At 57.9% G+C, this 15049-nt stretch carries 12 protein-coding genes; 8 read left to right on the forward strand and 4 right to left on the reverse strand.

Annotation, left to right across the window (positions count from 1 at the left end; translation table 11 throughout):
* Window positions 1-3: 3 nt before the first annotated feature.
* Window positions 4-816 (reverse strand): arginine deiminase family protein, encoded by an 813-nt coding sequence (locus VFX97_04570; protein HEX5702469.1) that lies wholly within the window; start codon window positions 814-816, stop codon window positions 4-6.
* 209 nt (window positions 817-1025) lie between these two features.
* On the opposite strand from VFX97_04570, the gene VFX97_04575 reads away from it, so the two are divergent.
* The 3 genes from VFX97_04575 to VFX97_04585 all read left to right on the forward strand — a co-directional run bounded on the left by VFX97_04575 (window position 1026) and on the right by VFX97_04585 (window position 4586).
* A complete protein-coding gene (locus tag VFX97_04575; protein ID HEX5702470.1) occupies window positions 1026-1625 on the forward strand; it encodes a GAF domain-containing protein in 600 nt (199 codons plus the stop codon).
* Window positions 1626-1729: 104 nt separating this feature from the next.
* Entirely contained in the window at window positions 1730-3877 is a 2148-nt protein-coding gene (locus tag VFX97_04580) for a molybdopterin-dependent oxidoreductase (GenBank protein ID HEX5702471.1), read from the forward strand.
* Window positions 3878-3908: 31 nt separating this feature from the next.
* Entirely contained in the window at window positions 3909-4586 is a 678-nt protein-coding gene (locus VFX97_04585) for a hypothetical protein (protein ID HEX5702472.1), read from the forward strand.
* A gap of 70 nt (window positions 4587-4656) precedes the next feature.
* On the opposite strand, the gene VFX97_04590 is transcribed toward VFX97_04585, so the two are convergent.
* Complete coding sequence (locus tag VFX97_04590; protein ID HEX5702473.1) at window positions 4657-5640, reverse strand: NAD(P)-dependent alcohol dehydrogenase; 984 nt, start codon at window positions 5638-5640, stop codon at window positions 4657-4659.
* A 170-nt stretch (window positions 5641-5810) separates the two neighbouring features.
* On the opposite strand from VFX97_04590, the gene VFX97_04595 reads away from it, so the two are divergent.
* From VFX97_04595 to VFX97_04610, 4 genes are all read left to right on the forward strand, one after another.
* On the forward strand, window positions 5811-6506 hold the full coding sequence (locus VFX97_04595) for a peptidoglycan DD-metalloendopeptidase family protein (protein HEX5702474.1): 696 nt from the start codon (window positions 5811-5813) through the stop codon (window positions 6504-6506).
* A gap of 310 nt (window positions 6507-6816) precedes the next feature.
* Window positions 6817-8142, forward strand: a complete 1326-nt coding sequence (locus tag VFX97_04600) for a L,D-transpeptidase family protein (protein ID HEX5702475.1) — start codon at window positions 6817-6819, stop codon at window positions 8140-8142.
* A gap of 380 nt (window positions 8143-8522) precedes the next feature.
* On the forward strand, window positions 8523-9776 hold the full coding sequence (locus VFX97_04605; protein ID HEX5702476.1) for a S8 family peptidase: 1254 nt from the start codon (window positions 8523-8525) through the stop codon (window positions 9774-9776).
* Between the two features lie 317 nt (window positions 9777-10093).
* Window positions 10094-11059, forward strand: coding sequence for an amidohydrolase family protein (locus VFX97_04610; protein HEX5702477.1), 966 nt, complete (start codon window positions 10094-10096; stop codon window positions 11057-11059).
* Between the two features lie 270 nt (window positions 11060-11329).
* On the opposite strand, the gene VFX97_04615 is transcribed toward VFX97_04610, so the two are convergent.
* Both VFX97_04615 and VFX97_04620 read right to left on the reverse strand, forming a co-directional pair.
* On the reverse strand, window positions 11330-12328 hold the full coding sequence (locus VFX97_04615; GenBank protein ID HEX5702478.1) for an LLM class flavin-dependent oxidoreductase: 999 nt from the start codon (window positions 12326-12328) through the stop codon (window positions 11330-11332).
* 153 nt (window positions 12329-12481) lie between these two features.
* Window positions 12482-13123 carry a histidine phosphatase family protein gene (locus tag VFX97_04620; protein ID HEX5702479.1) on the reverse strand — a complete coding sequence of 214 codons (642 nt, stop codon included), beginning with the start codon at window positions 13121-13123 and terminating at the stop codon, window positions 12482-12484.
* A gap of 302 nt (window positions 13124-13425) precedes the next feature.
* Between VFX97_04620 and VFX97_04625 the strand changes: the two genes are divergently transcribed.
* Window positions 13426-14907 carry an alpha/beta hydrolase gene (locus VFX97_04625; protein ID HEX5702480.1) on the forward strand — a complete coding sequence of 494 codons (1482 nt, stop codon included), beginning with the start codon at window positions 13426-13428 and terminating at the stop codon, window positions 14905-14907.
* Window positions 14908-15049: the final 142 nt, after the last annotated feature.

The following is a 15049-nucleotide window of genomic DNA, read 5'->3' on the forward strand; positions in this document are numbered from 1 at the left end:
GGGTCACCAACGCAGCGACAGACAGCTCAAGCCGCCATCCATCTTCTGAAACTCGCTCATGTCGAGCGCCAGAGTTTTAAGCCCTCGTGTCCGCAGCTGCTCTGCAAACTGTGCGTGTCCCGACGCGACCAAAACGTAATCGTTTACCGTGATGCAGTTCGCGGCATACTCCTCGCCGCGCGGCACGACCACAAGATCAAAGTCCTCGAACTCTTTCCGCTCGGCAAGTGTTTCCGTGACGACCAGTTGATTACTGTCGAGATAAGCCAGGCCACTCTTCAGATGCAGCAGCGAATCGTGGGTGCGTATATCGACAAATCCGGCCGTGTAGCCGTGCGCGGTGACAAACTGGGCCAGTTGCTCTGCGCCCGCTTCGTTGGTTCGTTCCGATAGGCCGATGAAGTAGTGTTCCCCCGCTTCACAAACGTCCCCGCCGTCCAAAGTACCCGGCGGTTGAATCTGCTGGATGGCGAACTCCGGCGCCATTTGCTCCAGAGCGGCGCGCATACTCTCGACCTCACCCATACGACTGGCGGCACCCGGCCGCGTCAGGACCACGCGCGTCGGGACTGGATCGCGGGCACACTGGAATGCAAATTCCGGAATGACGACCGCCGCATCTTCAACAAAGCACGAATCCGGGAAATTCGGGTCCGCGTCCAGCCGAGTCACTGTCAATCCGCACCGCTCCAATGCCGCGCAATACGCCTCGTGTTGTGTGAGCGCGCGTTGGTAATCCGGCGGGCCCAATCCCGCCGTCGTCAAACCTTCGGCAAAGTTCGGAGCCGGCGGGCGCACGATGGCTCTGGCAAACATTGCGCGATGGTAACGCCGCATTCTCAGGCGTACAATGTCGCCCAGCTGAAAGTAGTGTCGTATTTCGTTCTTTGCGTCCTTTGCGACTTTGCGTCTTTGCGTGAAATAGCCCTTGTGACAAAGTGTACGGTTCACGCAAAGGCGCTAAGACGCAAAGACACGCAAAGTAAGACACTACCCGCCGAACGGACCTGTAGGAGACTTAACTGATGCCGGATTTTAGTAAATCGGAAGCGAAGACTGAGCAGCTGGTGATCCCTGAAGCGCTGCGCGAGAAACTCGGTGGCGGCGCCGTTACGGATGAAGGCGCCCTGCGCGACGGTGAGACGAAGATAGAGGAAATGATCGCCGCGAACGTGCCGCTCAGAGACATCCTTTCGACGCTCGTCCAGATGATCGAAGCTCAATCACCCGAGATGATTTGCTCGGTCCTGCTACTCAGTCCTGATGGTAATCACATCCTGCATGGTGCTGCGCCCAGTCTTCCCGATCATTACGTTAAAGCCGTCGATGGTGCCCCGATTGGTCCCAAGCATGGTTCTTGCGGGACGGCGATGTATCGCGGCGAGCGTGTCGTGGTCACCGACATCCGTACCGATCCGCTCTGGGACGATTTTCGCGAACTAACGGAAGGCACCGTCCTGCGCGCGTGCTGGTCGACGCCAATCCTGTCGCGGCGGGGGAAAGTGCTCGGCTCGTTCGCGATGTATTACACCGAGCCGCAGGCGCCGAGCGGCGAAGAAGCGCAACTGACTGAAGTGGCGACCCGTCTGGCCGCGAAAGCGATTGAGAATCAGGCCGCCCGATGAGCCGGTCAGAACCACCTGCGGTAGCCGGTGGTTGATCTGCAAGGCTGGCGCTCCTTAAATCTCAAAGTTCAACCACCCGCTACCGCAGGTGATTCTGACAAGATATGCACTACCGCAACTGCAATCTCACCGAAGCGATCTGCGGCATCGTAATCACGCAGAACGCTGACGGCAGTCTCGACATCCGCGGCGACAAAGACGATCCATTTAGCCGCGGCTTTATCTGTCCCAAGGCGGTTGCCTTACAAGACCTTCATTTCGACAAAGATCGTTTGAAACATCCGGTGCGCCGCACGCCGCAAGGTTGGGAACGCATCGGGTGGGACGAAGCCTTTGATGAAGTCGCCCGAAACCTCAGACGGATTCAAGCGCAGTACGGCCGGCATGCGGTCGCGTCGTATCTGGGAAATCCTACGGTGCACAGCTACGGCGCGCTGCTGTTCGCGCCGCCGTTCCTGCGCAGCCTGCACACGCGCAATAAATTTTCGGCAACTTCAGTCGATCAACTGGCGCATCATTTCGCTGGTTACCTGATGTTTGGCCATCAACTGCTTATTCCGATTCCGGATCTCGATCGCACAAAGTTTTTCCTGATGATTGGCGCGAACCCCGCGGCGTCAAACGGGAGCTTGATGACGGCGCCCGGCATGCCGCAAAGACTGAAAGACATTCGCGCGCGTGGTGGCAAAGTCGTTCTCATCGACCCGCGCCGAAACGAAACCGCCGCGCTGGTTGACGAGCATCGGTTCATCCGGCCCGGGACAGATGCGTTCTTTTTGCTGGCCCTGCTGCATGTCGTCTTTGCCGAAGGACTCACGCGGCTCGGCTCGTTAGCTTCGTTCGCGGATGGTGTCGAGATACTTCGTGAAATGGTGAGCGCCTTCTCTCCGGAACAAGTCGCATCGATTACCGGAATGGAAGCAGACCAGGTACGAACGCTGGCGAGAGAATTCGCGACGGCTGAATCCGCCGTCTGCTATGGAAGAATCGGCGTCAGCACGCAGGAGTTCGGCGCGCTCTGTCAGTGGCTGATCACTTGTCTGAACACGTTGACTGGGAATTTAGACAGTCCGGGCGGCGCCATGTTTCCGCTGCCTGCTTTTGATCCAGTCAACGCGCCCGAGTCGCTGGCGCCGCGCGGTAGTTATGGCCGTTACCACAGCCGCGTGCGCAAACTTCCCGAGTTCGGCGGCGAATTGCCGGTGGCCGCGCTCGCGGAAGAAATCCTGACGGAAGGCGACGGGCAGATTAAGGCGCTGGTGACGCATGCCGGCAATCCGGTGCTTTCGACGCCCGACGGGCGTGAGCTGGATCGGGCGCTCGCCGGTCTCGGATTCATGGCCTCGATTGATTTTTACATCAACGAAACGACGCGACACGCGCACATCATTCTGCCGCCGACAGGGCCGCTGGAACGGGGACACTACGACATTGCCTTTCATCTTTTTGGAGTGCGGAACATCGCGAAGTTTTCGCCGCCGCTGTTTGAAACGAATGGTGAGACGCGGCACGAGTGGCAGATCTTTCTTGAACTGCAAACGCGCATGGAAAACGCCGGCGTCGTCGGGAAGCTTAAACGTGCGCTTGGCCAGCGGTTCTTAGGACCGGAAAGACAGCTGGATTTAGGGCTGCGGTTCGGACCTTACGGCGACAAGCTCAATCCGTTTTCGAAGGGTTTGAATCTGCGCAAGTTGAAGAAGGAAGTACATGGAATCGATCTCGGACCGCTGCGCCCATGTCTCCCGCAACGCTTGCGCACTCCTGACAAACGCGTCCAGCTCGCCCCGAAAGTGTTGGTTGAAGATATCGAGCGCCTCAAAACCTGGGCGCGCGTCCGGGAGGGCGAGCATCTCACCACCAATGGTCATCTGCTTTTGATTGGCCGGCGCCGCCTGCGCAGTAACAACTCGTGGATGCACAACAGCGAGCGGCTGGTGAAAGGTAAACCGGCATGCACCATGCTCATGCACCCGGAAGATGCCGCCCAACGCTCGGTGGAGCAGGGACAAAGAGTCGTAGTGAGATCGAGAACAGGTTCAATCGAGATTCCGATCGAGATATCTGAAGAGATGATGCCCGGTGTGGTTAGCATTCCTCACGGCTGGGGCCATGACCGCGAGGGAATCCAATTGGGCGTGGCGCAACAGAATGCCGGCGCGAGTATCAACGACCTCACCGACAATTTAGCCATCGATGCACTTTGCGGTACGGCCGCTTTCAACGGAACCCCCGTTTTAGTCGAAGCGAGTTAGCGTTCCCTCCACGACACTAAGGGACACGGACATGACAACCAGGAATGTCTCCGCGGCCGCGTTGAGATGCCGTCGGAAATTTCTCCGGTTTTTTCCGGAGGGCTTTCGTGACCACACGTACATCACTTGGGAGCGCGAATATAAGGTCGAGACTCACGAGAGATGGGAACAGACACTGTCGCGCCCAGAATTTGCCCGGCTTCTGCGGCAGCGAGAGTTCTCGGAGATCGCCGCCCGGGCGGTGCGCGTTGAGCAAAAGTCGCGTCACAGCATGATCTTCTCGTTTGAGAAGATGGCTTTGCGCGACGCGGTGAAATCAGCCGCCGGCGCCCGTGCCTTTGCGGAAGGCCTGTATGACTTTCTTCACGGCAAGGCTCCGCTCGAACGGAGGTTCGCACGCTGGATCCAGGTAGTCTCGGAATTGCCGCGTAAACAAACCCGCGTCCTGACCTGGCCGCTCGTGACCGTTTTTGGTTTTATCGCGCAGCCCGAGACGCACATCTTTCTCAAGCCAACAGTTACCCGCGCTGCGGCGCGCGCATACGAGTTCGACTTTCGTTATCGTTCGCGACCGTCGTGGGAGACTTATGAGAACCTTCTGCAGTTTGCCCAAGTCGTGCGGCGCGACCAACGTGACTTGGGGCCGCGCGATATGATCGATGTTCAGTCGTTCCTGTGGGTGCAGGGTTCAGAAGAGTACGACGAATGAAGGACTAAAAGTCGTCACTGCCCACTGCCCACTGCCCACCGTTCACTGATTACTGCCCACTGCTCAGTGATTACCGCTCACCACCCACTGCGACAATCACTTTTCCGCGCGCGTGTCCTTCTTCGAGGTGTCGCATCGCGTCCGCGCATTCAGTCAAGTCGTAAACTCGATCGATGACCGGCGTTAGTTCGCCGCTGACGATCAGGTTTCCTATGAAAGCCAGGTCGTCCGCGTTTCCTTTGGCCAGGAACGACGTCACTTTCCGATCTGAGAACATTGACAGACGCATCGCCGAGATGGCGCTGGCCAGCAAGCCAATCATCGACAGATCGTGCGGCGCACCCACACCGATGCTTCTGCCGTTAGGTTTGAGCACGCTTTGTAGTTGGGAAGGCGATTTGTTACCGACGCATTCGAATATCACATCGTATCGTTCCGGCAGGTTCACGAAATCTTCTTTCGTGTAATCAATCGTCCTGTCAGCGCCGATTGAGCGCACCATCTCGACATTACGCGTGCTGCATACGCCGGTCACCTCAGCGCCCAGGTGCTTCGCCACCTGCACCGCGAATGTGCCGACGCCTCCCGCGGCGCCGTTGATCAGAGCCTTCTCGCCGCGTTGCAGCTTCGCCTTATCGCGCAGACCCTGCAAGGCCGTGAGGCCCGCGACGTTAATCGACGCCGCTTGTTCAAACGTCACTCCCACCGGCTTGAGCGTGACCTTCGCTTCGCCTGCACACGCGTATTCGGCAAGCGCCCCAACACAACTGCCGAACACTCCGTCGCCCACCTTAAACTTTTTGACGTTACTGCCGACTGCCTCAACTTCGCCCGCGACGTCCACACCGGGGCGGCCGGTTCCTGTTCCCCCCATCAGTTTGGCCATCACCCGAATGATCTTTGGCTCGCCGCGCATCAGACGCCAATCGAGCGGATTGATGGACGCCGCGCGCACTTTGATCAGCACTTCATTGTCTTTTGGGACGGGCTTTTCGACGTCTTCCAGCTTGAGCACGTCTGCGGAACCGTGTTCGTGATAGACGATTGCTTTCATGACAGTCGTCCTACGAGTGGGCAGGAGCGAATGTTTCGGCGGGGATGAATCACCTGGTTCATTGATCCATTGATCCATTGAAACAATGAGTCAATGATTCAATGGATCAGCTCGCTAAATCAGCGTAATCTGTGGAGTCCTCCTTAACCGGAGCACAAACAGGTCTCGTCATGAAATGGGCACAAAGGCAACGCACGAAAACTCTTCTGCTCGCGCTGGTGTTCCTCGCGACACTTGGCATCGTTCTGAGTTGGCTTAGCCGCAGACAAGCTCACCGAAACGTTCTCACCGTTAGTCCTTCGCCAGTTGCTGAGCCATCACCGTTCACGATTTCGCCCCCGATAACTTCCGTGAGTCCATCTGCCGAAGTATCTCCCGCGCCTATACCCACAGCGAATAACAGCAACGCTCAATCCAGTCCGGCTCCCATTGTTCAACCGTCGGGTTTAATCATTCCGGTCGCCGGCGTAAGCAGTGCTCAACTGCTCGATACATTTACCGCGGCACGCGGAGACGGACGTGTGCACGACGCCATCGACATTGCAGCTGCGAAAGGGACACCGGTACTGGCGGTTGCGGCGGGCAAAATCCTGAGACTGTTTCAAAGCAAAGCCGGCGGGACGACCATCTACCAGCTAAGTGACGACCAAAAGTTCATTTACTATTACGCCCACCTGGAACGTTATGCCGACGGTTTGTATGAAGGCGGCTTCGTAATTCAGGGTCAAACGATCGCTTACGTTGGCGATACGGGGAACGCCGGGGCCGGGAACTATCACCTGCACTTCTCCATCGCGATGACCTCCGATCCAAAGCGCTGGTGGGACGGCGTCAACATCAATCCTTATCCACTGCTGCGACGTTAGTCCGCGGAGCGGACGACAGCATAAAGCCTGGGGTGCGCAGCGGAACTCCAGGAAGCCGTTCAAGAGAATATTCAGCCCGCGGAGCGGGCTCGACAGCGCGTGGATCTCTTAATCCGGTTAACCCGGTAAATCCTGTCAAAGATCATTTCACCGCACTCCGAAAGGCGTCCCTCCCGTGGACAGAAAGCCCAATCAACGTTCGCTTATCGGTCAACCGCCACTCCGATTCATCCCGGTTTGAAAGCATCAGACATCAGGAATGAGCGTTGCAACGATTTCTCAGAAACTACTTCTGGTACCGGAGAAATTGATGAGACTTTTTATTCATATCGCGATTCTAAGTGCGCTCGTGCTGACGGCCGGGTGTACTCCGCAACCTGATTCGAAAATTCAGACGAACAGCGCCGGCTCACCTTCACCGTTGTCTTCGCCCTCGCCACTGAACACAGATTCTGCCAATGTGAAACCAATCACGCTGCCCGTGCTTGATGCTTTTTTCGCCGACAACTCGTTCGCCGAAACACTGAAAACCCGTCTGAAGCTAAACGACGAGGAAGTCACCAGGTTGAAGGAACTGGCTCGCGCTGAGACCGCTAAACTGGACGAGGCAGAGTTGGAAAAGCGAGAGGGAAGCGTGCGCGCTCACGCGGACGCGCAAGAGAAGATCAAGGCAGTGATCGGCGAGGAAAAGTCCGGACAACTTGCGGCCCTGGTTAATGAACTCTGGCGCGGTGAAGACGCGTCCGACAAAACGGCAGGAAGCGGCACCGCGAAGGTGAATGAAGTCCCCACCGACACGCGAGTGATCGTGAACGCTCCGGCATATCGGATGGATGTGTTTGACGGTGGGCGGCTGGTGAAGTCTTACAAAATCGCGATCGGCTATCCCGAATTTCCTTTGCCGACCGGTCACCGAAAAGCCCGCACGATTATTTTCAATCCGACTTGGACGCCGCCCGACGAGCCCTGGGTAGCGAAGATGAAAAATGTCAGCGCTGGAAAAACGGTCGAGGCCGGTAGTCGTTTGAATCCGCTGGGCCCGATCAAGATTCCCATCGGCGGACCGTCGCTCATTCACGGCGGAAAGTCTCCGGCCAAACTCGGCAAGTTTGGCTCGCATGGTTGTGTCGGCCTGACGACGCCGCAGATACGTGAATTTTCAAAGCAACTGGCGGGACTGGGCGGCAACATGCTGACTGACGCGGAACTGAATACATTTGCGCGCGCTAAAACGGAAACGAAGGAAGTGAAACTCAAGGAATCTATTCCGGTTGAACTGCGGTATGAAACGATTACGGTCGAGGACGGCAGCCTGCACGTCTATCGCGACGTGTACGACCAAAACACCAACACCGAGGAAGGCCTGCGCGCGGTGCTGGAAGCATACGGAGTAAAGCTGGAAGACCTTACCGCCGATGAGCGCACGCAGGTGGTAGAAGCGCTCGCAAAGATGTCCGGCAATTCCACTGCTTCGACCACGGCGCCATCACCGAGTCCTTCGGTTGCAAAAACAGAGAAGGGAACACGCGCCGTCGCGAAGCCCGCGAAACAGACGCGCTCGCAAAATCAAAACGAGATCGTCATCGCGATCGCCGCGCTTAAGGGCAAAGGCTATCCGGCGCCTGTCGGGCTGTGAGGTCAATATCCGACCCGGGGCCAGGCGCGAAGCGCCGTCGTGGAATAGCCCCGACCGTCAGGTCGGGGTCAACATTCCAACAGACATTGAGGCCCGAAGGGCCGACATGAATCATGCCGATCCTTCGGACCTCGTTGTGTTGGAGGCTTCTTGACTACGACCTGACGGTCGTGGCTAATTCCTAACGGCCCTTCGGGCCGTCCCCGCGTTTAAATTAGTAATCCACACCCTCCCGCAAGCTAAATGCAATTTTGAAATAACCAGTCCCGTAACTTTCATTTCCCGAACTAGGCGACAAGTAACCATTCAATTTCGGAGATCACTCTGAAGGTTCTTGAAACGCGTAAGACCAACTCTGCCTAACCAAAAGGAGATAGATCATGTCGAAGTCCAAGCAATTCCTCGTTGCCATGCTTGTTGTTGCCTTCTTCGCCGGGATTACCATTTCGACCCAGTCATCCAGTGCGCAGCCGGATCTGGTTCAGGGTCTAAGCAAACTGCTCAAGGTCGAAAATGCGGTGGCTGACCAATACATCGTAGTGCTACATGATTCGGCGGCGGGGCCGAGAGGTGAACACTCGCTAGCGCCGACACTTGCCGCCCTCCTGACGGGAATTTACGGAGGAGAGGTAAATCACATTTACCGCCACTCGCTCCAGGGTTTTTCAGTGCGGATGCCGGAAGCGGCAGCGCGCCTGTTAAGTCTGGATCCGCGGGTCGCCTACGTCGAGGAAGACAGCCTCGTGACGCTCTCAGCGACGCAATTCAATCCGACCTGGGGACTGGATCGGATTGACCAGCGCAATCGGCCGCTGTCGGCTTCATATACTTACAGCGCGACCGGAGCCGGCGTTAAGGCTTATGTCATTGATACCGGCATACGCGCCACTCATCAGGATCTCGCTGGACGCGTGCTCGCGGGCATCAACACCGTTGACGCGACGCCCAGCACTGAGGACTGCAACGGACACGGCACGCACGTCTCGGGAACGATCGGTGGTTCGACTTACGGCGTTGCCAAGGGCGTCACGTTGGTCGCGGTGCGTGTCTTTGGTTGCGGCAACTCGACTTCTACGTCGGCGATCATCGCGGGTGTGGACTGGGTTACTGGAAATCATCAAGCCGGACAGCCTGCGGTAGCCAACATGAGTCTGGGCGGCAGCGCGAACGCTGCGCTCGACACCGCGGTGCGCAATATGATCAACGACGGTGTCTCCACTTCGATCGCGGCCGGCAACGGGAATGCTTTGGGCTTCCCGGTAAATTCCTGCAACCAATCGCCGGGGCGTGTTGCCGAAGGCATTACGGTCGGGGCTTCGGACATTAACGATGCGAAGGCCTCGTTTTCCAACAATGGGACCTGCGTTGACCTGCATGCGCCGGGCGTGGATATCACTTCGGCGTGGGGCACAGGCGACACGGCCACCAACACCATCAGCGGCACTTCGATGGCGACTCCGCACGTGGTGGGCGTGACCGCGCAATATCTGCAACTCAACCCGGGGGCTACTCCGGCTCAGGTGCAGACCGCGATCAAGAACCTCTCTACTAAGGGAGTGGTGACTGGCACCGGCGGAGGTCTGTTAGGAGGAGGCTCCACGCCTAACAATCATTTGCTGTTTACGAATTTCTGAAGTGTGAGTCCGCGGAGCGGACGTCAGCGTAAAGACTTCCACCCCAGCCGAGATGCTCGGCTGGGGACCCCGGCCTGGGGTGCAGCGAGCGAAGCGAGCAAACCCCAGGATCGCGAATAAACAAAACCAAGCCCGCGGAGCGGGCGACAGCTCGTTGGACGCAACATCTGCCGCCCGCTTCGCGGGCTTTTAGATTTAACTCGACGGTTCCCGGGGCTTACGCCCCGGGCTTTATGCTGGCGTGCGCTCCGCGCACTTCTGGACTGCCACTGCCCACCGCCCACTGCCCACCGCGTGAGGCGTATACTCCACTTACCATGAAATCTCAGCTTTTGCGGATCCTCGCCTTCATCATTCTGGCGACAGTCGCGCGCGCTCAAACTCCTCCGGCCGCAGACCATCACCAACACATCTTCAGTCCGCCATTAGTTAAGCTGCTCATGCCCGGCGCGCCCGAGTCGCAAACCCTCGCGGCGGCGGACGTGATTGCGCTGCTGGACAAGGCCGGCATTCAGCGCGCTCTTTTGCTTTCGGTTGCTTACACCTGGGGGAATCCGTCGCGCACCATCGAAGACGAATACACCAAAGTCCGTGCTGAGAACGACTGGAACAGCGCGCAGGCGGCGCTCTATCCGAAACGCCTGCGCGTTTTCTGCAGCTTCAATCCGCTCGAGGACTATGCGCTCGCCGAACTCGAACGGTGCGCGAAAGATCCAAATCTCAAGCGCGGTCTCAAGCTGCATTTCGGTAACTCAGATGTACAGCTCGAGAATCCGGCGCACGTCGAGCAGGTAGGCCGAGTCTTCCGCGCAGCCAATAAGCATCGCATGACAATCGTGGTGCACCTGCGCGCATCCATCTCGAAACAGCGGCCGTATGGCGCTGTTCAGGCGCGTGTGTTTCTGGAACAACTGCTGCCGCTGGTTCGGAACGTTGATGTGCAAGTGGCGCATCTGGCGGGGACTGGACCGGGCTACAATGATCCGCGGGCGGATGAAGCGATGGCTGAACTCGCCGCCGCAGTCGAGCGGCGCGATCCGCGTGCGCGTCGCCTATGGTTTGATGTGGCGTCGTGTGTGGATCTGAATATTTCGCCGGCCAACGCTGCCCTCGTGGCTAAGCGAATTCGCCAGGTGGGAGCGAAACGAATCTTGTTTGGTTCGGATGCTGCGGCTGGAGGCAATCTCCATCCGCGCGAGAGCTGGGCCTCGTTCCGCCGCTTGCCGCTTACCGAAGCCGAGTTCAATCAGATCGCCAAGAACGTCGCGCCCTATTTGCGTTGAGCTACGTTCGCGGTTTAGCGCGCGGAGCGCGCGTCAGCATAAAGCCTGGGGCGTCAGCCCCAGGTACTCGTCGGAAAACGAACCAAGCCCGCGAAGCGGGCGACAGCTGTTGAGGCAATGGGGCTTTCGCCCACTCCGCGGGCTTTGAAAATTTGCGACGACGGCTTCCTGGGGTTCCGCTACGCTCCACCCCAGGCTTTATGCTGCCGTCCGCTCCGCGGACTCGGCGACCACTCGAGCATTGCATCAATGAATCAACGAATCAATCAGTCAATGGCTCAATGAACGAATCTCCCCGACGATCTCATACGACCTGACACGCGCCGCATGATCATAGAGGCTCGTGACCACCATTAACTCGTCGGCATTAGTCAGCTCAACAAAGCTTTCCAGCCCTCTGCGCACCGTCTCCCTCGAACCGACGATCGAGTGTTCCAGCATGCGCGAAGCCGCGCGCTTTTCCGCCGGCGTCCAATACTCTTCGATGTTGTCGATGGGAGCCTGCAACTTCCCGCCGGTGCCACGCACCAGGTTTGTGAATGACTGCTGCACCGTGGTGAACAGACGTTGCGCCTCTTCATCCGTTTCCGCCGCCACGACATTCACCCCCACCATTGCATAGGGACCATCAAGCTGTTTCGAAGGATGGAACGTTCGGCGATAAATATCGAGAGCTTCAAACAGCGCGCCAGGCGCGAAGTGTGAAGCAAAGGCGTAAGGCAGTCCGAGGGTTGCGGCGAGCTCTGCGCCGAACAAACTTGATCCGAGGATCCAGATGGGGACCTCTGTGCCGGCGCCGGGAACCGCGCGCACCGCCTGGCCGGGCTTCACCGGCCCGAGTAACGCCTGCAACTCCAAAACGTCGTGCGGAAAATCATCGGCGCGTCTCGGATCGCGGCGTAACGCGTGAAGTGTTCGTTGATCAGTTCCCGGCGCGCGGCCCAGACCGAGATCAATGCGTCCCGGATAGATCGATTCGAGCGTGCCAAACTGCTCGGCGATTACCAGCGGCGAATGATTAGGCAGCATCACCCCACCGGATCCTACGCGAATAGTTTTGGTGCCGCCCGCGAGGTAACCAATCACCACAGAGGTCGCCGCACTGGCAATCGCGGTCATGTTGTGGTGTTCAGCAACCCAGTACCGCGTGTAACCAAACCTTTCGGCGTGTTGAGCCAGGTCGAGACTCTTCGGCAGCGCCTCGCGGGGCGTCTCACCGAGTATTACCGGAACTAGATCGAGTATGGAAAAGGGAATCACGCGGGGCATTGCCTCATTCACTTATTGCTCATTGTTTCATTGATCCATTGACTCATTGAATTCATGGGTTCAATGAACCGATGGATCAACTCGGTGGATAGACTCCTGCTCACTGCTCACTGCTCACCGCTCACTGCTCACCGCTCACTGCTCACTGCATTGCTACGTTCCCGGCAAGGATCGCATTGCCTCGCTCAAATGACTACGATCAGCGAGCGTGTGCAACAGGGGCCCGGATGTAGAAAACTCCACCACACTAACTGAACCCACCGGACAGCCGAGCCGGTAACGAAAGCGGCCGACATCGATCCCGAGCAAGCTGCAAAGAATGATTCTGATCGTGGCTTTGTGAGACACAATCAGGACGTTGCCGTCATCAAACTCCCGCTTGATTTCATCGATTACTCCTAAACCGCGGCGGGCCACGGCAATTGCCGACTCGCCTCCAGTCGGTGCGTGCCAGGCCGGATCTGCGAGCCAACTGATGTAATCATCGTGATACTGATTGTCGACGTCCGCCTTGCTCGATCCTTCCCACTTGCCGTAGCTGATTTCGTTCAAGTCAGCACGCACCTGCATTCCAAGTCCCAACTCATCGCATAGAGGCTGCGCGGTAGTGATGCCTCGTCGCAGACTGCTGGAGTAAATCGCGCGCCATGGTTTTGTGCGATAGGCCGCGGCAAAAGCCTGGGCCATCTCCAATCCTTCACGGGTCAACTCCGGATCAAGCCCGGATCCGCAGAACACGTCATCGCGACTGAGCGCTGTCTGTCCGTGACGCAGCAGCTGGATGGTCAGAGTCATGCTGGTGTTTTTTGAAAACAGTATATGACCGGTAAAGATAACAAATTAGTCCATAGACACGCACAAATGGTGAAGAGGCCCGAAGGGCCGAGACGTATTAGCTTCGACCGTCAGGTCGGGGTAACAATCACAAGAGAATATTGAGGCCCGAAGGGCCGACATGAACCATCCCCGTCCTTCGGACCTCATTAATGTTCATACACCTCCACCACGACCTGACGGTCTGGCTATTGAATCTCGGCCCTTCGGGCCTTGCGCGGCAAAACTTGTTCTCGTCTCCAGAAAGCGCTATATCAACATCGATGCGAAAACTATTGATCACAGTCACGGGTCTGTCGCTTGTCGCTTTCGGCTTGCTAAGCGTCGCGGCGGGACAAGATGCAAAAAAGCCGGCACGGCTTGAACTGACGCCCTGTCAGGTTACGGGAGTTACTGAGAAAGTTCTCTGCGGGACTTACCAGGTATTCGAAGACCGCGCGGCGCGCAAAGGACGGCAGATCACCCTCAAGGTGGTCGTATTTCCGGCTACGGGACCGGCGCGTGAACCTGATCCCTTCGTCTATATTCCCGGAGGCCCTGGTTCTTCCGCGACCGAAGATGCTCCCGGCATCGCCCAGGTGTTCGCCCCCATCCGCGCCCGTCGCGATATGGTTTTTATCGATCAGCGTGGCACCGGCGGCTCGCATCCACTGGACTGCAAACTTTTTGATCCCGCCAATCCGCAAAGCTACCTCGGATACTTTTTCCCGCTCGAAGACGTGCGTAAGTGCCGCCAGGAATTAGAGCCGAAAGCGAATCTCAAGCTCTACACCACGCCGATCGCCATGGATGATCTCGATGAAGTACGCGCCGCGCTCGGTTACGAACGGCTGAATCTATTCGGCGGTTCGTATGGAACCCGCGCCGCGCTGGTTTATCTCAAGCGCCATCCGAAGAGCGTCCGCACGGTGACTTTGCAGGGCGTGGCGCCGACGAACCAGTTTATGCCGCGCGACTTTGCCCTCGTGAACGAGCGCGCGCTGCAGGGAATCATTGCTGAATGCGGCGGCGATGACGCATGCAATAAAGCGTTTCCGAATTTGCGTGAGGAAACAAAAGCGGTTCTTGAACGACTCTTGAAGGGACCGATAGAAGTTGCAATCGGTCTCCCGAACTCAGCCACTGCGAAAGTTTCACTCTCACGCGATTTGGCGGCCGAAGCCATTCGCTACATGCTCTACCAGCCGCGGGCGGCGAGTCGAGTACCTTTGGTTATTCACCTGGCGGCCCAGGGAAACTTTGCGCCCCTCGCCGAAGCGGCGCTGATGTACCGCCAGCAAATCGTCGCCACCGGCAGCAACGGCCTCTACCTGTCAATTACGTGCGCGGAAGATCTTCCCTGGATCAAACCCGGCGAAGGCGAACGGCTGTCGGCCAACACTTTTCTCGGCGACTATCGCCTGCGTCAACAGCGAGAAGCCTGCGCGCTCTGGCCGCGGGCGACGATTTCGAAAGACTACAGCGAGCCGACTAAAGGCGACGCGCCGGTTTTAATTCTCACCGGCGAATGGGATCCGGTAACGCCGCCGGCACACGGGGACGCGGTCGCAAAACATCTTTCGAATAGCCTGCACCTTGTGGTGCCGCATGGCGCCCATGGTCTCGGCGGTTTGCAGGGCAGCGACTGCATCGTGGGTGTCATGGCTGCGTTTGTTGAGCGAGGTACGACGAAAAATTTAGACACGTCGTGCGTGAAGAACGTAAAAAGAAATGGGTTCGCCCTTACCCTTCCGCCGCGTCGTTGAAGAACGCCTTTACTGAGTCCGCGGAGCGGACGTCAGCATAAAGCCTGGGGCGTAAGCCCCAGGATTGAAGACACCAAAACCAGTTAGCCCGCGAAGCGGCGAGAGCCGTTGCATCAACGGCTCTCGCCCACTCCGCGGGCTT

Source organism: Pyrinomonadaceae bacterium (assembly GCA_036277115.1).
Classification (GTDB): domain Bacteria; phylum Acidobacteriota; class Blastocatellia; order Pyrinomonadales; family Pyrinomonadaceae; genus UBA11740.